This is a genomic window from Lactobacillus sp. XV13L (assembly GCF_059900875.1).
This window is the reverse complement of the sequence record NZ_JBWXGD010000001.1, coordinates 291,664-312,273: the sequence shown is the minus strand read 5'-3', so window position 1 is coordinate 312,273 and position 20,610 is coordinate 291,664. Positions and strand designations below refer to the sequence as shown.

Annotated in this window: 19 protein-coding genes; 16 read left to right on the top strand and 3 right to left on the bottom strand. The window is 51.7% G+C overall.

All coding sequences use genetic code 11. The annotated features are described in order from the left end of the window. The first annotated feature begins 135 nt into the window (after positions 1–135). From AC2JF6_RS01440 to rsgA, 7 genes are all read left to right on the top strand, one after another. Positions 136–1,902, top strand: coding sequence for an oligopeptide ABC transporter substrate-binding protein (locus AC2JF6_RS01440; RefSeq protein ID WP_500728974.1), 1,767 nt, complete (start codon positions 136–138; stop codon positions 1,900–1,902). 143 nt (positions 1,903–2,045) lie between these two features. Further along, the gene (gene rnc, locus AC2JF6_RS01435) at positions 2,046–2,732 is read left to right on the top strand and encodes a ribonuclease III (protein WP_500728973.1); all 687 of its coding nucleotides are present in this window, start codon (positions 2,046–2,048) and stop codon (positions 2,730–2,732) included. 14 nt (positions 2,733–2,746) lie between these two features. Beyond that, entirely contained in the window at positions 2,747–6,310 is a 3,564-nt protein-coding gene (gene smc / locus AC2JF6_RS01430) for a chromosome segregation protein SMC (RefSeq protein ID WP_500728972.1), read from the top strand. A gap of 2 nt (positions 6,311–6,312) precedes the next feature. Next, positions 6,313–7,590, top strand: a complete 1,278-nt coding sequence (gene ftsY / locus AC2JF6_RS01425; RefSeq protein ID WP_500728971.1) for a signal recognition particle-docking protein FtsY — start codon at positions 6,313–6,315, stop codon at positions 7,588–7,590. A gap of 32 nt (positions 7,591–7,622) precedes the next feature. Next, positions 7,623–9,047, top strand: coding sequence for a C69 family dipeptidase (locus AC2JF6_RS01420; RefSeq protein ID WP_500728970.1), 1,425 nt, complete (start codon positions 7,623–7,625; stop codon positions 9,045–9,047). Positions 9,048–9,288: 241 nt separating this feature from the next. Then, a complete protein-coding gene (locus tag AC2JF6_RS01415; RefSeq protein ID WP_500729096.1) occupies positions 9,289–10,824 on the top strand; it encodes an ATP-binding cassette domain-containing protein in 1,536 nt (511 codons plus the stop codon). Between the two features lie 76 nt (positions 10,825–10,900). After that, entirely contained in the window at positions 10,901–11,929 is a 1,029-nt protein-coding gene (gene rsgA, locus AC2JF6_RS01410) for a ribosome small subunit-dependent GTPase A (protein WP_500728969.1), read from the top strand. Between the two features lie 53 nt (positions 11,930–11,982). Here rsgA and AC2JF6_RS01405 read toward each other — a convergent pair whose 3' ends face one another. Then, a complete protein-coding gene (locus AC2JF6_RS01405; RefSeq protein ID WP_500728968.1) occupies positions 11,983–13,410 on the bottom strand; it encodes an APC family permease in 1,428 nt (475 codons plus the stop codon). A gap of 354 nt (positions 13,411–13,764) precedes the next feature. Between AC2JF6_RS01405 and ylxM the strand changes: the two genes are divergently transcribed. From ylxM to AC2JF6_RS01370, 7 genes are all read left to right on the top strand, one after another. Further along, positions 13,765–14,106 carry a YlxM family DNA-binding protein gene (gene ylxM / locus AC2JF6_RS01400; protein ID WP_500728967.1) on the top strand — a complete coding sequence of 114 codons (342 nt, stop codon included), beginning with the start codon at positions 13,765–13,767 and terminating at the stop codon, positions 14,104–14,106. Between the two features lie 3 nt (positions 14,107–14,109). Continuing rightward, positions 14,110–15,537 carry a signal recognition particle protein gene (gene ffh / locus AC2JF6_RS01395; protein ID WP_500728966.1) on the top strand — a complete coding sequence of 476 codons (1,428 nt, stop codon included), beginning with the start codon at positions 14,110–14,112 and terminating at the stop codon, positions 15,535–15,537. A gap of 102 nt (positions 15,538–15,639) precedes the next feature. Continuing rightward, positions 15,640–15,912 (top strand): 30S ribosomal protein S16, encoded by a 273-nt coding sequence (gene rpsP, locus AC2JF6_RS01390; protein WP_500728965.1) that lies wholly within the window; start codon positions 15,640–15,642, stop codon positions 15,910–15,912. Positions 15,913–15,980: 68 nt separating this feature from the next. Then, positions 15,981–16,496: a ribosome maturation factor RimM gene (gene rimM / locus AC2JF6_RS01385; RefSeq protein ID WP_500728964.1), complete on the top strand. Its 516-nt coding sequence runs from the start codon at positions 15,981–15,983 to the stop codon at positions 16,494–16,496. Beyond that, a complete protein-coding gene (trmD, locus tag AC2JF6_RS01380; RefSeq protein WP_500728963.1) occupies positions 16,486–17,211 on the top strand; it encodes a tRNA (guanosine(37)-N1)-methyltransferase TrmD in 726 nt (241 codons plus the stop codon). Before rimM ends, trmD begins: the two co-directional genes overlap by 11 nt. Before the next feature lie 114 nt (positions 17,212–17,325). Then, positions 17,326–17,673 (top strand): 50S ribosomal protein L19, encoded by a 348-nt coding sequence (gene rplS / locus AC2JF6_RS01375; RefSeq protein WP_500728962.1) that lies wholly within the window; start codon positions 17,326–17,328, stop codon positions 17,671–17,673. A 97-nt stretch (positions 17,674–17,770) separates the two neighbouring features. Continuing rightward, entirely contained in the window at positions 17,771–18,535 is a 765-nt protein-coding gene (locus tag AC2JF6_RS01370) for a nucleoside phosphorylase (RefSeq protein ID WP_500728961.1), read from the top strand. Between the two features lie 238 nt (positions 18,536–18,773). On the opposite strand, the gene AC2JF6_RS01365 is transcribed toward AC2JF6_RS01370, so the two are convergent. Both AC2JF6_RS01365 and lexA read right to left on the bottom strand, forming a co-directional pair. Then, a complete protein-coding gene (locus AC2JF6_RS01365) occupies positions 18,774–19,070 on the bottom strand; it encodes a hypothetical protein (RefSeq protein ID WP_500728960.1) in 297 nt (98 codons plus the stop codon). 232 nt (positions 19,071–19,302) lie between these two features. After that, positions 19,303–19,926: a transcriptional repressor LexA gene (gene lexA, locus AC2JF6_RS01360; RefSeq protein WP_500728959.1), complete on the bottom strand. Its 624-nt coding sequence runs from the start codon at positions 19,924–19,926 to the stop codon at positions 19,303–19,305. A 144-nt stretch (positions 19,927–20,070) separates the two neighbouring features. Here lexA and AC2JF6_RS01355 point away from each other — a divergent pair, with 144 nt between their 5' ends. Together AC2JF6_RS01355 and AC2JF6_RS01350 are read left to right on the top strand one after the other, a co-directional pair. Beyond that, complete coding sequence (locus tag AC2JF6_RS01355) at positions 20,071–20,319, top strand: DUF896 domain-containing protein (RefSeq protein WP_500728958.1); 249 nt, start codon at positions 20,071–20,073, stop codon at positions 20,317–20,319. A gap of 69 nt (positions 20,320–20,388) precedes the next feature. Next, positions 20,389–20,604: a YneF family protein gene (locus tag AC2JF6_RS01350; RefSeq protein ID WP_500728957.1), complete on the top strand. Its 216-nt coding sequence runs from the start codon at positions 20,389–20,391 to the stop codon at positions 20,602–20,604. Positions 20,605–20,610: the final 6 nt, after the last annotated feature.

The following is a 20,610-nucleotide window of genomic DNA, read 5'->3' as shown; positions in this document are numbered from 1 at the left end:
CACAAATATGTTATAAATTTAATTAGATAAAAATGAATAATTTTATTGCTTTTTTCATTTTATGTGGTATTATTTAATCATTAACTTGTTTTAGAAACTTCACTAATTATTCTACTAGTGAAAAGGAGTAAAAAAATGAATAAAACAAAATTACTTAGTTCAATTGGCGTTGTTAGTGCAGCAGCACTTACTCTAGTAGCCTGTGGCAAAAGCGGCAGCAGCAATGAAGGTGCAAAAACGGCCAGCAAGTTTCCCGTTGAAATGTCTAAAAAGGACGCTAAGCAAGGCGGAACATTAAAAATTGCAGAAGAAACCGATACTCCTTTTACTGGCGTATTTAATGAAGAGCTGCAAATGGACCAGCCTTCCGCCGATGTTTCATCGCCTGGACAAGAATCGTTGTTTGATACCGATGATCACTATAAGATCACTGACAAGGGTCCTGCAACCTTAAAGCTAGATCGTAAGGCCAAGACGGTTACGATTACGGTTAAAAAGGGCGTCAAGTGGTCCGACGGCAAGCAGGTAACCGCTAAGGATATTGAATATGCTTATGAAATTATCGCCAACAAGGCCACAAAATCACAGCGATATTCCAGTCAATTTAATATCATTAATGGCATGCAGGAATATCATGAAGGCAAGGCCAAGACGATTTCCGGCATCGAAATGCCGGATGGCGAAAACGGCCGTGTAGCTGTGCTGCATTGCAAGGAATTGAAACCCGGAATGTACAACAGCGGCAATGGCTATTTTTGGGAATCAGCGGCTCCGTACCACTACTTAAAGCATATTCCGTTTGCAAAGTTGGAAGCTTCAGATGAAGTTAGAAAAAAGCCGCTGTACTTTGGCCCGTATAAAGTCGATCATATCGTCCGCGGTCAGTCGGTTACATGGGTGCCAAACAAGTACTACTGGCGCGGCAAGCCAAAATTGGATAAGATCATCTACCAAGTGGTTAACCCTAATTCAGCTTCGCAATCAATTAAGAGCCATAAGTTTGACGTTGCACGCGTTGTTAACGCACAGTGGAAGCAGGTCAAGGGCACCAAGGACGTTACGTTTGTCGCCCAGGTTCCACTTGCATACCGCTATGTTGCATTCAAGGTCGGCAAGTGGGATGACAAGAAGTCTAAGAACGTCATGAATCCTAACGCTAAAATGGGCAACAAGTCATTGCGCCAGGCCATGGCTTATGCGATGAATACCGATGCGGTCTACAAGCACTATACTGATGGCTTGAGTTTCCAGATTCCAACATTAATTCCGGCCCAGTTTGGTGATTACTTCGACAAGAGCAACAAGGGCTACACTTATAATCTGAAGAAGGCCAACCAAATTCTGGATAAGGCCGGCTTTAAGAAGAAGGGCAAATGGCGGGTGCAGCCGAACGGCAAGCCGCTTGCGATTACCTTTGCGGCCATGTCTGGTAGTGCAATCCAGGAACCGATTGTGCAAAACTATATTCAACAGTGGCACAAGATTGGCCTGAACGTGAAGCTGCTGGGCGGTCGTCTAACGGAGTTCAATTCGTTCTACGACAAGGTCCAGCACGATGATCCGAAGGTCGATATGTTCATGGCAGGCTGGAGTCTGTCTTCAGAGCCTTCGCAGCAGCAAATGTTCAGTGAAGGAACAATGTCAAACTACTCCCGTTTTGTCACGCCGGAGAACAATAAGCTCATTGAGGAAATGGATTCGCAAAAGGCCTTCAATCACAAATACCGGGTTGAGAAGTTCCATGAGTGGCAGAAGTACATGGTTGATCAGGCTTACGTAATTCCAACTTATAATGAATACCAAATTGATGCTGTTAACAGCAAGCTGGCCGGATATTCACTTAAACCTTCACAAAACAATAATGGTCACCAATTATGGTACCAAGTTGGCTACGCTAAATAATTAAAGTCTCCTTAATGCATCAATTAGACCACACTTTTTACAGTAATGAAGAAAACTATTGCATAAATTTTCAGCAATAGTTTTCTTTTTTATTTTAGGTGGTAAAAACTGGTATAATCTAAGAAGACAAGGGGGCTGGCAAAATGGTTAGTACAAAATTTATTAATCAGTTAAAGACGAAATACAAAATCAGGTTTGAAAATCCCAAACTTCTGGAAGAGGCCTTTACCCACTCTTCTTATGCAAATGAGCACCCCGGAGACGGGATTCGCAACTATGAAAAGCTGGAATTCTTGGGGGATGCGGTGCTTGAATTGACAATTTCGAACTACCTGTTCCGGAATTTCCCCGATTTAAACGAGGGTGAACTGACGCGCATGCGGTCCAATATTGTTGACACCGAGGGCTTTGCCGAGTTTGCGCAGGAGTTTGGCTTCCCTGCCCAAATCAATCTGGGTCATGGTGAAGAAAAAGCGGGGGCACGTGCGCGCAAAACACTCTTAGAAGACGTGTTTGAGGCGTTCAACGGTGCGCTTTTCCTTGATCAGGGCATGGATGCGGTCGAGCACTTTTTGAGCCTGACCGTTTACCCGTTAATTGATGCCGGCAAGTTTGATGCCTCGCGCGACTATAAGACTGACCTGCAGGAATTATTGCAGCAGGATGGACCGGTGCGGATTGAATACACGGTCTTGAGCGAGGAGCAGATGCCTTCCCGCTTTACCGTCCAACTGGCGGTCAACGGCAAGGCCGTGTCCCAGGGCGCAGGACACAACAAGAAGGCCGCAGAGCAAGAGGCCGCCAAGGCCGCCCTGAAGCTGCTCAATTAAAGGGGGATGAGTTAGTGCCATTAACAGAACTTATTATTGATGGTTTTAAGTCATTTGCCGATAAAACAGAGATCAAGTTTAATACCGGAATTACGGGTGTAGTTGGGCCCAACGGCAGCGGCAAAAGCAATATCACCGAAGCTATTCGCTGGGTCATGGGCGAGTCGAGTGCCAAGTCGCTGCGCGGTTCGAATATGAAGGACGTTATTTTTGCGGGCAGCGAATTCCGCAAGGCGGCCAGTCACGCCGAAGTAACGATGATCTTTGCCAATGAGCACCGCGAACTCAATTTTGATGACGACCAGGTAATTATTACCCGTCGCATTTTGCGTTCCGGCGAAAGCGAGTACTTAATCAACAAGCACAGCGTGCGTCAGCGTGATGTTCGGGCCCTGTTTTTGGATTCGGGCATTTCGCAGGACAGCCTGGCGATTATTTCGCAGGGTCGGGTTGACCAGATTCTGAATTCGCGGCCGGAGGACCGGCGGAGCCTGTTCGAGGAAGCGGCCGGAATCCTTCACTTTAAGAAGCAGAAGGAAGAAGCCAGCGCGCAGCTCGACCAGACGACCGACAACCTGATTCGCATCAATGACCTGGTCAAGGAACTGGAGCAGCGGGTTGAACCGCTGCACGAACAAAGTTCTCTGGCCAAGCAGCACCAATTTCAAAAGGAAGGACTGGATCGGGACCTGAAGACCCTTTTGGCCTTTGAAATTGCGGACCTGGACCAGCAGAAACAGAAGGTGCAGGAGCAGGCGGACCAGAATCAGGTTCTGCTTGAAAAGTTTGACCGGGAGGTCAAGGAATCACAGGATGCCGTTGCGGCCAAGCGTGACGAATACAAGCAGATCAGCACGGAGCGCGAGCAGGTCCAAAGCGACCTCTTGGCTTTGACCAAGAAACTGTCTGATTTTAACACCAGCCTGCAGGTGGCAGAGCAGAGCAAGCAGTACAGCGATGCAACGAAGAAGGAATACGAAGCCGAACTGGCCGACCTGCAGGAGCAGACTAAGCTGCTGACCAACGAATGCGCTAAGCTGGCCCAAGGTGAGGCTGAGCTGAAGCGTGACCAGGCCAAGCTCCAGGATAAGCGCAGGGAATTGACGAACCGTCTGGACACAAACCCGGAGCAGCTGAACCGGCAGCTTGAGGACCTACGTGCCAGCTACATTCAGCTGCTGCAGGACCAGACGTCTAACAATAACCAGGTGGTCTACCTCAAAGCGGAACTGAGCCGGACGGCTAACGACCGTGAATACCAAAAAGACGACGTGTCCGCTCAGCTGAAGAAGTCGAGCGGGGAACTGGACCGGCTGCGCGAGCGGGGCAAAACCCTCAAGCAAAAGTATCAGGCCGAGAAAAAGCGCTGGTCCGGCTTAACCGCAAAGCAGCAGGAGCAGCAGTCTGAATTGGCCGACCTGCGCAAACTGGTCAATGACAACAGCCGGCGCTACAGCCAGGTGCAGGCCCGCTATGAGGCGTTGGAAAATATCCGTAAGCGCCACGAGGGCTACTACTACGGGGTGAAAAATGTCCTCAACCACCTGGACCGCTATCCGGGCGTCATTGGAGCAGTGGGCGAACTGATCACTTTTCCAGTGCAGCTGGAGGCGGCGATGTCGACCGCGCTGGGCGGCGGCGTCCAGGACCTGGTCACAACGACGCGGGTTAGTGCACGGGACGCGATTAACCAGTTGAAGGCAGACCACGCTGGGCGGGCAACGTTTTTGCCGCTTGACGGCCTGCGTGAATACGTGATTCCGCCTTCAACGGTCAAGATTTTGGCTTCCTATCCGGGCTACCAGGGCATTGCCAGTGAACTGGTCGCGAGTTCGGCGAAAAGGGACATTAGTGCGGCCATCAATTACTTGTTGGGCAGCACGGTAATCGTCGACACGATTGATAATGCGATGAAGATCAGGCAGCGCATTGCCCGCTACCGCATCGTCACGCTGGACGGGGACGTGGTTGCGCCCGGCGGTTCGATGACCGGTGGGGAACGCAGCCAGAAGAACAACTCGCCCCTGCAGACGACCACCGAGCTTAATGAGCTGAAGAAGAATATTGCGCAGCTCAAGCAGCAGTTGGATCACGACCAGAGTCAGTTTGCTGCGTTGACGGCGGTCAGTGCGGACGTGGAGCAGAAGGTGGCGGATGCCCAGACCAGGACGCAGGAATACAGCCGTGACTTGGGTGAGGCGGTGCTTTCGTACCAAAACCAGGAGAAGGAAGTCAACCGCCTCAAGGCAGCCAGCAAGCTGTTTGTCCAGCGCAAGCAGGAACGTGCTGAGCAGGCCGAGGCAATCAAGGAAAAGATTAGGGCGGCTGAAGACAAGCAGCAAGCCTACGTAGAACAGATTGACCAGCAAAAGGCTGCGATTAACGCCGTCCAGGAGCAGATCAAGAATTTTACGGCAATCAACCAGCAGGTGCAGGAAAAATTGGCCGACCTCGATCCGCAAATTGCCGTCCTTACCAACAAGCTTGAGAACCTGGTCAACAAGAAGACGGAGAAGTCCCACAGCTTGAACCAGTCCCAAGAGCAGGTTAAGACCCTAACGGCCAAGCTAGCGGCACTTGAGCAGAACGGCAGCTTGGACCAGGAGAAGAAAAAGAAGCTGGCCGCTGATTTGAAGCGGGAAACGGAGCGCAAAAAGAAGCTGCAGGCCAAGCTGAATACTATGAGTGCACAATTGGGCAGGTATGATGCCAAAATCAACCAGCTTGATCAGGTTGCGAGTCGCAACTATGACCTGCGCAAGGGTGCAGCCGCCGAGCAGCAGGATTTTTCCGTTAAGATTGCCCAGTTGGCCAGCAAGATTGACCAGCGACTAGAGAAGCTCTCCAAGGATTACGCTTTGAGTTATGAGGCTGCCCTGAGCCAAGCTGAAGGCGAAAATAATGAACAAACAAGGGCCAAATTGCAAAAGAGCGTTAAGCTCCACCAGATGTCTCTAGCCGACATTGGACCGGTCAACCTGAAGGCGATTGAGGAGTACCAAGACGTTAAGTCGCGCTACGAGTTCTTGACCGGCCAGCAGTCTGACCTGCTCAAGGGGCGCGACAACCTGCGCGAATCGATGGCTGAACTGGACGCCGAAGTCTGCAGCCGCTTTAACGAGACTTTTTGCGCGGTCGCCAAGAGCTTTACCGCGCTTTACCCGGTTGTCTTCGGCGGTGGCAGTGCCAAGCTGGTTTTGACTGCGCCCGACGACCTGTTGACGAGCGGGGTTGAGATTGTGGCGCAGCCGCCGGGTAAGAAGCAGCAGCGGTTGAGTCTGCTTTCCGGTGGTGAGCGCGCGCTGACGGCAATCACGCTGCTCTTTGCGCTGCTCAAGGTCAAGCCCGTGCCTTTTTGCATACTGGATGAGGTCGAAGCGGCGCTTGACGATGCCAACGTGACGCGCTTTGCCCAGTTTTTGGAGCGCTACGACATGCATACCCAGTTTATCGTGATCACGCACAGGCGTGGAACGATGGAACGGGCCGACCAACTGTACGGCGTCGTGATGCAGGAGTCCGGCGTTTCGCAGGTTTTGTCGGTTTCGTTAAGAGAATTAAAGGATGAGGTGAGCTGAGAGTGGGTTTATTTGATAAGATTAAGAAGTCATTGTTTGGCGACAATAGTGACCAGACAGAGCAAAAGAAGCAGGATGGCCAGGAAAAAGCGGCCGCTGATGAGATCGCCGCTGAAGGGGATGCTGCGTCCGCTTCAGCTGAAGCGTCGTCTGAAACGTCTGCGGTAAAAGCTGATGCGCCCGCTAAAGGGCAGGATATTCCTGGGTCAGACGCGGGCGAAGTAGACACTGCCCGGGCAGGCAATGATGCGAAGGAAGCACCCGCAGGAGAAGTTGAGGATACCGCACCGGAAAGCGATGATTCTGCACCGGCGGACGTGCAAAAAACCGCAGCAAGCGGTCCGGTTGACCAGACCGCACTCTATGAAAAGGGGCTGGAGAAGACCAACAAGGGCTTTGGTGCCCGGCTCAACCGTTTCTTTGCCCAATTCCGCGCGGTCGATGAGGATTTTTTTGATGATTTGGAAGAATTGCTGATTGAATCGGACGTGGGCTATGAGACCGCCGAGGAGCTGACAACCCAGCTGCGGGATGAGGCCAAATTGCAGAACGCTAAGTCGCGCGATGACTTGAAGAAGGTAATCGTCGAAAAGCTGGTCAACCTCTACGACCAAAATGGTGATTCCGCAAACGAGCATCTGCGCGCACACGCTGACGGCAAGCCCAACATCTACCTTTTTGTCGGCGTGAACGGTGCCGGCAAGACCACGACCATCGGCAAGTTAGCCAAGCGCTTCAAGGACGAAGGCAAGTCGGTTCTGCTGGCCGCTGCCGATACCTTCAGGGCCGGTGCGGTTGAGCAGCTGGTTGAGTGGGGCAAGCGCGTGGGTGTGCCTGTTGTGACCGGGCAGGACCAGGCCGACCCGGCCGCGGTGGTCTTTGATGCCACGAGCAGGGCGCTAGAAGATCACGCTGACTACCTGCTTGTGGATACGGCGGGCCGCCTGCAGAATAAGAAGAACCTGATGAGCGAGCTGGAAAAGATTGAGCGGACGATCAAGAAGCAGGCACCGGACGAGCCAACCGAGACCCTGCTAGTCCTGGACGGTTCAACGGGGCAAAACGCGCTGCTCCAGGCCAAGGACTTTGACAAGACAACGAAGCTGACCGGGCTTGTTCTGACCAAGTTGGACGGGACGTCCAAGGGTGGCGTCGTCTTAGCCATTCGCAATGAGATGAAACTGCCGGTTAAACTGGTGGGTTTGGGTGAAAAGCCTAGCGATCTGGCTGACTTTGATGCCGCTGACTATGCCGTCGGTCTTTTTCATGACCTTGTTTAGTATAATTGTATTTAGTTTAAAGGAGTTTACACATGAAAGAATATAGTGCATGCACCACGATTTTAGTTGGAAAAAACGCCTCGGTTGACGGGTCAACGATGATTGCCCGCAACGACGACACCTTCCGCCCCATCACCCCGCAGAAGTTCATAATTGAACCGGCCACCAAGGGTGAAAAGGGCCGCAAGATCAAGTCCTGGCTGAACAAGTTCGCCATGGACCTGCCGGAAGATGCACAGGCGGTCCCAGCCGTTCCGAACGTTGACTACAAGCACCGCGGCTACTACGACGAAAGCGGCATCAACCAGGAGAACGTGGCGATGTCCTGCACCGAATCCACTTACGGCAACGAACGCGCACTGGCTTATGATCCGCTGGTCAAAGACGGCCTGGACGAGGACTGCATGCAGACCGTCGTTCTGCCGTACATCCACTCCGCCCGCGGCGGCGTCGAGTATCTGGGCAAGCTGATCAAGAAGTATGGTTCTCCTGCCGGCAACTCCGTTCTGTTTGGTGACAAGGACGAAATCTGGTACATGGAGATCGTCACGGGTCACCACTGGGTTGCACAGCGCATTCCGGATGATGCCTATGCTGTCGCAGCCAACCGGGTTTCAATCGAGCAGGTGGACTTCGATGATCCGGACAACTTCATGTGGAGCGAGGGCATCCAGGACTTTGTCTCCAGCCACCACCTGAACGTTGACCATGAGGGCTGGAACTTCCGCCATATTTTCGGCACTTACAGCCAGCAGGACCGCTTCTATAACACCAACCGGGTATGGTACGGCCAAAAGTACTTCAACCCGGAAATTGAGCAGGATCCAACCGACGGCGACCTGCCCTTCATTCGTCGTGCCGCCAAGAAGATTACGCGCGAGGACATCGAGTTTGTCCTCGGCAGTCACTACCAGAACACCCCGTATGATCCGTTTGGCCACGGTTCCGAAGAGGATAGGCACCGCTTCCGTCCAATCGGTTTGAACCGGACGCAGAACTCGCATATTTTGCAGATTAGGAACGACGTGCCTCAAGACCGCGCTGCCATCATGTGGGTCTGCATCGGCGGCCCGACCTTCACGCCGTTTGTGCCGTTCTTTGCCAACATGAGCGATACGGATCCGTCATACAACAACACGTCCCTGGACTACAACATGAAGGACGCCTGGTGGTACTACAAGTCGCTCGCCGTTCTGGTTGAAAGCCACTACCCGCAGTTTGTGCAGCTTGATACGGACTACCTGAATGAGTTGAACCAGTATTACCGTCGTCGCGTTCACGATGTAATTGACGGTGCAGAGGGCAAGACCGGTGCCGATCTGACCGCATACCTGACCAAGGAAAACCAGGAGACGGTTAAGTACACGCGCACACGCTCCGAAAAATTCTGGGGCCAGATGATGATCGAGTCGATCAAGATGTCGAAGTTGACGTTTAACATGGACGCCAACCTTTAGGGCAACAGCGCCAATTATCTCTTTAATTTAAAACGATTCAGCATGACTGAATCGTTTTTTTGTTGCACTTAATTAAAAAAATATTAGTTTAACATTGAAATATTAATAAGATATTCTATAATTAAGAAAAGATTGTTTCGTTGTATTTTGCTGCAGCATCTGCACTATGGCTTGTAACGATAGGCAAGGGGCCTTCTAAAATAACGCAAGGAATGGAAAATTATGAAAAAATATTTTGACCGTGATTGTGGGCCTGGATACGCCCTTCAGCACGTGGACCTATTCGCAGATCTTTGCCATGGTTGAGGCCGCCGATAAAAGGCGGGTGGTGGTCGAAGTTAGTCTGATTGTCCTGGCTACCATTCTTTTGACGTTTGCTCGTTACCTGTATGAGCGGACCCTGAACCGGAACATCTACCTTTTTAACCGGAACGTGCGCAGCGACCTGCTCTCTTCCGACTTTGTCCGGCAGAAGGGATCGGTTTCCGACAAGCTGTCTTTTGTCACCAATGATTTAGAGCTGGTCGAGAATAATTACGTCAAGGAAATCTTTAAATTAATTACTAGTATTGTTAACCTGCTGCTTTGCCTGGTCATGGCTCTAAACGCCAACTTCCTGCTAACCTTGGTCTTCATGTGTTTCTCGGTTATTTCGGCAGTCGCTCCCAGGATTATGGCCAAGCGCGTCATGCTTAGTTCCAAGGCGTGGAGTGCCAGCGTGGGCAAGTACACGGGTTTCATGTCGGACTACCTTAAGCACATCGACCTGATTCTGCACTACAACGCCATGCCCTTCTTTTTACTAAAGGGTAGGAAGGCTATTACCGACACTGCTGCTGCTAAGCAAAAGCGGGAGAACACAATTGCTATGAGCAACTTGCTGGCTGGCATCTTGGCTTATGCCCTGTCGTACCTGCCCATCGGAATCGGTATTTTGTTTGTTCTAGATCACCGGTTGCCGCTTTCTTCCTTTATCATGGTCCAGTATTCCAGTACCTGGGTGGTCAACTCAATCTTAGCCATTAACCAGTCGATGACAACAATTAATTCGGCTAAGCCGCTTCTGGGCAAGCTGGAAAAGATTAAAAAGCTGCCCCAGTCTGAAGTAAGCGACCAGCTGACAACAATCGACTTCAAGGAGCTGCATCTAGACAATGTAACCTTTGGCTATGCAGATAAATCCATTGTGCAAAACGCCAGCCTGACGGTTAGGCGCGGGGAGAAGATCCTTTTGACCGGGCGCAGCGGTCAGGGCAAGAGTACGCTGCTTAAGCTGATTGACCACGTCCTGCAGCCTAGCCGGGGTCGAGTCGAACTGATCCAGCCGGACGGCACGGCCATCGCCCCGCGCCCCGACTACTTCGGGGAGGTTAACCAGGATTCCAACATTTTTCACGATACCCTGCGCTTCAACCTGACGCTGGGACGGGATTTTTCTGAACAGGAACTAGCGCATGCCGTTCAAGAAGCGGGCCTGACACCGCTGGTCGAGAAGATTGGCCTGGACGCGGTCATCAAGGAAGACGGGACCAACCTGTCGGGCGGTGAAAAGAAGCGGATTGAATTGGCCCGGGCATTCCTGTATAACCGCAATTTCCTGCTGATTGACGAGGGTACCGCTTCATTAGATCCGCAAACCGCACACGAAATTCACGAATTAATTCTGGGTTCCGACCTGACCGTGGTCGAGATTGATCACCATATTCCGGAAGATTTGCAGAATGAGTTTACGCATGCGTATAAATTAGAAGGTAAGCAGCTAATAAAGGTTAGTTAAACGTTGAAAGCGGTGGCAAGACTGCAGGAAAAAGTTGCCTGCCATCGTCAAACGCTGCTTTTTATAGGGGTTAAACATGGAATTAGGTTTAGATACATATAAAAAGCACGTGCAAGTCGCAGGCAGCCTGACGCTAGCACGCGTTGCACTCAACTCGGCGGGCGTTTGCAAGGTGCTGCACCTCGACGGCAGTGAATATACTGCCATTCCGAAGGACCGCACGGAGCGGTTCTTGGTGGGCGATTGGGTGGCAATTGAGGGGCAAGTTGACTTCGACCTCATTAATGAACGCCTGCCGCGTTACAGCACCTTGGGCCGCATAACAGGCGAAGAGTACCACGCCGTCGAAAAGGATACTGCCAGCAACCTCGACCAGCTATTCATTTGCATCTCGCTGAACAAGAATTTTAAGGATACGCGGATCAAGCGCTACCTTTACGCCTTCCAAAAAGATGAGGAATACCAAACGTCCCTAGTTTTGACCAAGGCGGACCTTAATCCGGCAAGCGGTGAATTGGCGGCTAGGCTTGCGGCGGAATTGGGCGTTGCCGTTTTTTGCACGTCAAGCGTCACGGGTGGGGGAATTGATGGGCTCAAGGCCAGCATCTTGCCTGGTCAAACGGTCTCGTTTTACGGCAATTCGGGCGTGGGCAAGTCGACACTGGTCAATGCGGTTGCGGGCGAAGAGGTAATGGCAACGAGCAGCATCAGTGCCAAGACCGACAAGGGCCGGCACACGACGACCTCTTCGCGGCTTATTCCGATTGCGCGCGGTGGCTTTGTCCTGATTGACACGCCCGGCATCAAGAGCGTGGGCGTCGGGACAAGCAACGCGGCCCAAGTTTTCCCCGTAATCGTTGAATTAGCCCAAAACTGCCGCTTCCGTGACTGCAGGCATAATAATGAGCCCGGGTGTGCCGTTCGTGCCGCCGTTGAGAACGGCCAGCTGGACGCGCGCGACTATGAACAATTCATCGAACTGCAGGCAGAAGGGAACAGGACTCAAGGATATCTGGACGTGAAGACGGCCAAAAAGCTGCGGCGCAAGGCGGAAGGCAAAAAAGAGGCAGTCAGTAAGCGCCGCTACCGCAAGCCCCCGATGTAGGCACAAAAAAGCCGTGAGCGTAATTTCTGCTCGCGGCTTTTTGAGTATTAAATTTACTGTTTGGTGATGATTGCCGAATGGCGGATTCCATACAGGTAGTAGATGAACAGTCCGATGATGGTCCAGCCCAGCATGTATTTTTTGGCTTGGCTATCAAGGCCCCAGAAGACCGCTAAAGAGCCCAGAAAGGCGAGACCGGGCAGAACCGGGTAAAGGGGCACCTTGAAGGCCGGGTCAGCGATGTCGAGCCCCTCACGCGGGCGCAATTTGTAGATGCCGATGGAAACAAACATGAATGCAATGAGCGTTCCTGCGGAAACAAGCTGGGTCAGAAACGAAAAGGGGATGAAGGCCGAGATCACAATCGCGATAATTGCGACGGTCCAAAGCGAGTTAGCCGGGCGGTGGTCTTTATTCAATTTTCCTAACGCCTTCGGCATCATGCCATCGCGGCCGAAGGAATAGACGAGGCGGGAACTGGCCATGGCAAGACCAATCAGCGCGGTGAACATGCCTAAGATGGCGATACCCTGAACGATGACGGCAATTTTGCCATAGCCCGTTTGTCTTAAGGCGTAGCCAACGGGTTCGGCCGAGTTCAGATACTGATGGTAGGGCACCATGCCGACCAGTACCAGGCTGACGGCAACGAACAGGACGACGGCAATCAGAAGGGAGCCGATAATGCCGCGGGGCATCGTCTTTTGCGGGTTGACCGCCTCCGCCGAATTAGACGCAATCGTATCAAAGCCCAAAAAGGAAATGTAGATCATCGAGACGCCGGCATAAATTCCCTGCCAACCACCGAAAGGTCCGTGTGGCGTTTGGCGGTAGTGGGGAATGAAGGGCAAGAAATTGGCCTTTCTTATTACGGTGAGGCCGACGACCACAAATAAGAGGATGGCCAATACCTTGACGACGACCAGGATGTTTTCGACGCGTGAAGCCTTGGAAACGCCAAAACTAACAAGAATGGCAGCGATTACGATGGCAATCAGCGCAACCAAGTCAAGGATGCCGCCGCTAACGCCGAGCGGGTTGGCCAGTGCACGCGGCAATTTCCAGCCCCAGGGCGCAATCAGGGCCCGCAGGTTGGCGGAAAGCCCCGAGCTGATGAAGGCCATTCCGATCAGGTACTCGGCCAGAAGGGCCCAGCCGGAGATCCAGCCCCAGAATTCGCCGAAGATGACGTTGATCCACGAGTAGACGGAGCCGGCAAACGGCATTGCCGCCGCCATCTCGGCGTAGGCGAAGGCAACAAGGCCGGCAACGATCGAAGCGATGATACAGGAGAGGGCAACGGCGGGCCCGGCGTGCAGTGCTGCCACCTCACCGGGCAAGGTGAAAATCGACGTTGACACGATTGTGCCCACCCCGAGGGCGAGAAAGTCCCGCACCTTGAGCGTCCGAACCAGCCGCCCGTCTTTTTGCTGGTAGATGCTGGGATCTTCTTTCCGGTTCATTGCTTTCCATAAATTCACGTAAAATATACTCCTTTGTTACTAAGATGGGCGCTAAAAGGCGGCAATCCGGAGCGCGGAGTAACCGTTAACGTGACTGGCATTGTGCGAAGTAGTCATGCTTTTAGTGACCCTTGCAGGATTAAATAAAAAGACGGCACTCAGGTCAAACTTTAAGCGCCGCAATTAAAATATTTTAACATTAATAACATCATTATATTAAAAATAATAAGTTGGTTGTTAAAAATAATCAATGGTAATCATACAGATATTCAGGCCAAAAAGCAAGATTTACGGAATTGGGGGGGCCTAATCTTGGCTTTTTCAATCGTCAATAGCCGCTATTTTTGCTATACTGGTTCAAGGTGAAAGTTAATGAATGAACTCGAAAAAAATGAAGAATTAGGCGACCTGTACGCATATTACGGTGCTCTGTTCACCCAGAACCAGCAGGATTATTTTTCTGACTATTACTACAATGATCTTTCTTTGGGCGAGATTGCGGCTAACCACGGCGTGTCGCGCCAGGCGGTCTATGACAACCTGCGGCGCTGCCGCAAGCTTTTGGGCAATTATGAAGCTAAGCTGCACCTGAAGCGGGACTATGATGATATTGAGCAAGAATTAACGGGTATTTCTGGACTGCTAAAGCAGGGGAAACCAGAAAAAGCCAGACAAAGAATCGACGAATTATTGACGAAAATGAGGGGAGAGTAATTCATGGCTTTTGAAAATTTGAGTGAAAGAATTCAGAAGGCGCTGCGCAATTTAACGGGCAAGGGCAAAATTTCGGCGGAAGACATTAATGCTGCCAGCCGGGAGATCAGACTGGCTCTGCTTGAAGCCGACGTTAACTTCAAGGTGGTCAAGGACTTTATCAAGAAAATCAAGGAGGAGGCACTGGGCAAGGAGGTCCAGGAGAGTCTGAATCCGGGTCAACAGGTCATCAAGATTGTCAACGATGAATTGACCAAGATGATGGGCACGAGTGCCGCAACTTTGAACAAGTCGAAACACATCCCGACGGTTATCATGATGGTCGGCCTGCAGGGTACCGGTAAGACGACGACGGTCGGCAAGCTGGCCAGCCGCTTGATGAAGCAGGAAAAGGCCCGGCCGCTCTTTATTGCCGGCGACGTCTACCGCCCCGCAGCCATTGACCAGCTCCAGCAGATTGGCGATGAGCTGCAGGTACCGGTATACAGCGAAAGGGACCAGAAGAACGTTGCGCAGATCGTTGAAAACGGCCTGAAGCAGGCCGCGCAAAATAAGAACGACTACGTTATCATCGATACCGCCGGCCGTTTGGAAATTGACGAACCGCTGATGGAAGAGCTGGAGCAGGTCAAGCAGGTAGCCCAGCCCGACAACATTCTGCTGGTCGTTGATGCGATGACCGGTCAGGCCGCTACGGACGTTGCCAAGGGCTTTGACAGCCGCCTGGACATTACCGGCATCATCCTGACCAAGCTCGACGGCGACACCCGTGGTGGTGCGGCCCTTTCGATCAGGGCCGTCACGGGCAAGCCGATCATCTACACCGGTCAGGGCGAAAAGCTGACCGACCTGGAGCCGTTTTACCCGGACCGGATGGCCTCAAGAATCCTCGGCATGGGCGACATGCTGACCCTGATTGAGAAGGCCCAGGAGGACTATGACGCCAAGAAGGCCGAGGAAGTTGCCGAAAAGATGAAGGAAAACACCTTCGATTTCAACGACTTTGTTGACCAGCTGGACCAGGTTGAGAAGATGGGACCATTGGACCAGATCATGAAGATGATTCCGGGCATGGCCAACAACCCCCAGCTTAAGAACATTAATTTTGATAAAAGTCAGATTACGCACGTCAAGGCCATCGTTTCTTCCATGACCCCGCAGGAGCGCGAAAATCCGGAACTGCTCAACCCGAGTCGCAGAAGGAGGATTGCGGCGGGTTCCGGTCGACCGATTGTCGAGGTTAACCGCATGATTAAGCAGTTCAAGCAGGCCCGCGACATGATGAGCAAGATCACCAAGGGCAACTTCAAGGGCATGGACAAGCTGCCGGGAATGGACTCGCCGATGGCCAAGATGGCAATGCGCCACATGGGCAAGAAGTTTAAGAAAAACAAGAAAAAACGTCTGAAGGTCAAACGTTATCATTCATAATTAGCAGGCGTCTATGGTTGTTTTGCCTGTTAAGTAAAAACACTTTACACCCATCAAAAAAAGTGCTATATTAATGTTCGTAACTTTTAGGAGGAATTAATTATGTCAGTAAAAATTCGTATGCGCCGCATGGGTGCCAAGAGAAAGCCTTTCTACAGAATCGTTGTTGCGGACTCCAGAATGCCTCGTGACGGTCGTTTCATCGAAGAAGTTGGTTTCTACAACCCAGTTTCAGAACCAAAAGAACTGAAACTTGATGAAGAAAAGATTTTTGAATGGTTGAAGAAGGGCGCACAGCCTTCAGACACTGTTCGGTCACTGCTTTCAGGTGCCGGCTTAATGAAGAAGCTGCATGAATCAAAATTCACCAAATAATGAATTTGTCAGTTAAAAGTTTGGAGCCAGCTGCTTCAAACTTTTTTCTTTGTTGACTAGGAGAAAAAATGCAATTTTACGATGTTGCGCAAGTATTGACGACACATGGTCTGGCAGGTGAAGTGAAAGTCAAGGTAATCACGGACTTTCCCGCCGAGCGCTTTGCCCCGGGCAGCAAATTGGCGCTCAAGGGTAACGAGAGCCAGGTGCTGACGGTTAGCAGCAGTCGCCCCTTCAAGCAGTTTTGGCTGGTGCAGTTTGCCCAAATCACTGACATTAATGAAGCCGAGCGCATCAGGGGCAAGATCCTGGTCGTTAGTGAAGAGGATCAGCACGAATTGCCCGCGGGGGCGTATTACTACCGCGATATCATTGGCTGCACGGTGATTGACAACCAGACGGGGCATTTTTTGGGCACGATCACCAGCATCGAGTCTCCCGGAGCCAACGACGTCTGGGAAGTTACCGAGGAATCCGGCCGCACGTACCTGATTCCCTATATCGACCAGGTCGTGAAAAAAATTGACGTTGCCAATAAGAAGGTCTACGTTGAACTACTGGAGGGTTTGCGCGATGAAGATTAACGTTTTGACTCTCTTTCCGGACATGTTTACGCCCCTGACCACGTCGATGCTGGGGCGGGGCCTGGAAGACGGCAAGTGGCAGCTCAACCTGATCAACTTCCGTGACTTCACCACCGACGTGCACCACCACGTGGATGATTCGCCGTATGGCGGCGGTGCCGGCATGGTTTTGCAGGTCATGCCAATCAAGAAGGCCCTTGACACGGTGGCCGTTAAGGGCAAGGTGATCATCACCGCGCCGCAGGGGCAAACCTTCAACCAGAAGATGGCCCAGGAGTGGTCGCAGGAAGAAAACCTGACCTTCATTTGCGGACACTACGAGGGCTTTGACCAGCGGGTGTACGACCTGGCCGATGAGGTTGTTTCGATTGGCGACTACGTCCTGACCGGTGGTGAACTGCCGACCATGAGCATGATTGACGCAACGGTGCGTCTTCTTCCCGGCATCCTGGGCAACGCTGCGTCGCCCTTTGAGGAAAGCTTTGCCCACGGCCTGCTCGAGTACCCCCAGTACACCAGACCGGAAGACCTGGACGGGATGAAGGTGCCGGCGGTGCTCTTGTCCGGCAACCACCAGAAGATTGCCGCGTGGCGCCACAAGGAGGCGCTGCGTGCAACCTACCTGCACCGCCCTGACCTATTGGCAAAGTATGAATTGTCGAGCGCGGAGAAGAAGATGCTGGAAGAGGTCAAGCGTGAGGAGGACCGCGCTTGATTTCAGCGGATTTGTTTGCTAGAATAATCAAGGTGCAATTTTGTTTGCACTAATAATTAGGGGTGTTCCGCTGGGGCTAAAGAGCGCCCATGAATGCCGTAGAAGGAGAAAAAAATGGATCCATTAATTCAAGAATTGACCAAAGAACAATTGCGTGATGACATTCCTGATTTCCGCGCCGGTGACACTGTTCGTGTTCACGTCCGCGTTGTTGAAGGAACGCACGAGCGTATTCAGATGTATGAAGGCGTTGTTATCAAGAAGAAGGGTGCCGGTATTGGTGCTACTTACACTGTTCGTAAGATGGCCTCCGGTGTTGGCGTTGAGCGTACCTTCCCGGTTAACGACCCGCGTGTAGCGAAGGTTGAGGTGCTGCGTCACGGTCGTGTACGTCGTGCCAAGCTCTACTACCTGCGTGATCGTCACGGCAAGGCTGCTAGAATTGCAGAAAAGCGCCGTTAATCCGCTTAAATTAAAGAGAACCATCCTGTTGCGGGGTGGTTCTCTTTTTTTGGCTATGGTAAAATCGATAGCAATATAATTTGTGGAGGAAACTACTATGGAAAACTTGTTTTTGGCGGACTTTGATGCTAGCCCGCGCGCCGTCATCGAACCCGACCACGAAAAGGCCGAAACGCACTACCACTTTCCGGCCAAGTTGCTGTTTGGCTTTATCACAAGCGATGCCATTGACGCTTTTTTGGCCCAGCACCCGCACCGCGTCCTCGGCCAGTTCGACTGCTTTGAGGGCTTGACGCCAATCTACGCGGTTGACTTGCCAAACGAAACGGTCACGTTCTGCCAGGCTAAATTGGGCGCCCCGGCAGCCGTACAGCTTTTGGACTGGCTGGTTGGCTACGGCGTTAGGCAGGTACTGGCAATCGGATCGGCCGGCGTTTTGGTCGACCTGCCCGAAAACTACTTCTTGGTGCCAACGAGGGCAATTCGCGACGAAGGGACGTCCATGCACTATGCGCCAGCGCAGAATTTCATTGACCTGCGGTCGTCCTTTTTGACGCGCGTGGAAAAATTGATGGGTACGAACGGAGTGCGGGTCAAGGAGGTCACGACCTGGACTACCGATGGCTTCTTCCGGGAAACGCCGCAAAAGGCCCAGCAGTTTAAGGCCCTGGGCGCGTCCTGCGTGGAGATGGAATGCGCGGCACTGGCGGCTTGTGCACAATTCCGCGGCGTTGATTTTGCCCAGGTTTTGTTTACGGCGGACTCGCTCAGTGACCTGGACCAGCATGCAGGACGGGGCTGGGGCAGGGACGCACACGAAGAGGCACTTGACCTTGCAGCCCAGATTCTGGATAACCCCTAGTCCCAACTTTGTGAAAAGCAGCAGCCATGAAACGACCGTGGAACGGATGGAAATTTCACAAGCAAAAACAATAATGCTGGTTTGACAGGCTTTATTGTTTTAAACCAGGCCCAGTATTTGTGAAGCGTGATTATACAGTAGATGTGGAAAGTCCCGCATACCGCTTTTGGCAGGTGGTAGGCGGCGCCTGCCCCTTCATCAGCCGTCCCGCATGCGTTTCTTGCGTCCTTTAAATTAACTAAAAATTGAGGTTGAGCCCAATCAGCAGGATGGTCAGGAAGAAGCGGACGAGCCAGTGGCTCCAGTCAACCCGATGGTGGAGTGCCATGCCGTTGACCGCGGCGACAATTAAAAGGGCGAGCAGGAAACCCGTAACGATTGTGGGCCGGTCCGTTAGCCCGGCAAGGACGACGCCAGCGCCCAGCAGAAAATTGGCTGCAACGAGCCAGACGGGCAAGGTTTTGTGGGCTGCCAGCGCCGCCAAACCCATGATGCCGCCGTATAAAATGGTTAAGAAACAGGTTAAGTAATTCATTGATTTTTCTCCTTTGCAAAATTAAAGCACCAGCTGCACCCCGACGTCAAGGCGGCGTCGCCGCTAACGGACAGGCAAGAAGGGTGGGGCAGCGCACGATTTCTTCTGCAACAAAAAAGCCGTCCGGCCAACCCCTGAATTGTGGAATTCATGAGTTGGCAAAACGGCTGTATTGAAGGGCAAGAGCCCGTTTGCCCGAATAGATTGGGAGAAACAACTCGGGCAGTAGCAACTAGAAAATATTGCTGCGGTAAAGGCCGACTACCTTGCCCAGAATCTGCACGTTCTCCAGAATGATCGGTGCCATCGTGTCGTTTTCCGGCTGCAGGCGGAAGTGATCCTTTTCCCTGTAGAAACGCTTGACGGTGGCCTCGTTCTCATCGGTCATGGCGACGACAATTTCACCGTTGGTCGCGGTGCTCTGCTTGCGTACGATAACATTGTCGCCGTTCAGAATACCGGCATTGATCATGCTCTCGCCGTGTACCCGCAGCATGAACAGGTCGCCCGCATCGTTGGCAAGGTCGGGCGGCAGCGGGAAGTAGTCTTCAATGTCCTCCACCGCCAAAATGGGCTGACCAGCCGTGACGACCCCGACAACGGGAATTTCGGTTGGCTTGAGCCCAAGCAGCTTCTTGCCCTCGTCGGTTATTTCCAGTGCGCGCGGTTTCGTTGCGTCCTTAATGATCAGGCCCTTGCGTTCCATTCGGGAGAGGTGGCCGTGAACGGTCGAAGTGGACGACAGGTCAACCGCGTGGCAGATTTCGCGGACGGTGGGCGGGAACCCCCGCTTTTGGACGGTATCATAGATGTAGCGTAGAATTTGCACTTGCTTATTATCCTGAATGTTGGTCATAATTTTGCTCCCTTGCACTTGACAAACTGTTGATAAGCATATTTTAGCAAATATCTGGCATAAACGCAAACAAACGTTCTAAGAAATTAAACTTTTTTTATTGGACGAAATAAGGTAGACTTTTTAGGATAAGGGGTGTAAATAATGACTGAAGACGAAGAAAAAAAGTTGATCAACCGCATCAACGAACTGTACCATAAGAAAAAGACCGTCGGACTGAGCGTTGAGGAGGAAGATGAGCGTAAAGAGTTACACCAAAAGTTCATCAAGAACTTCCGCGCGGGCTTTAAGCAGGACGTTGAAAACCTGGTTCTGATTGATAAAAACGGACGTGAGGTAACGTCTGAAAAGGCCAAACGGGCTCAACGGGAAAAAGGTTTAAGAAAAGATTAACGTTTATCTTTAATTTTACTTAATTTTTAGGTAAGATATAACTATTGGACAAATTGAGGTGAACATTTTATGAATATGGGATTAGCAGTCTTTTTAATTGTAATAGCACTGTTGCTGGGCCTAATTGGCGGTTTTTACGGTGCAAGAGCATACATGAAGAAGTATTTTAAGGATAATCCACCAATCAATGAAGACATGATTGTTGCCATGATGTCACAGATGGGCCAAAAACCTTCGGCCAAGAAGGTTAACCAGGTGATGAACATGATGAAGCACCAAAAATAATGGTCT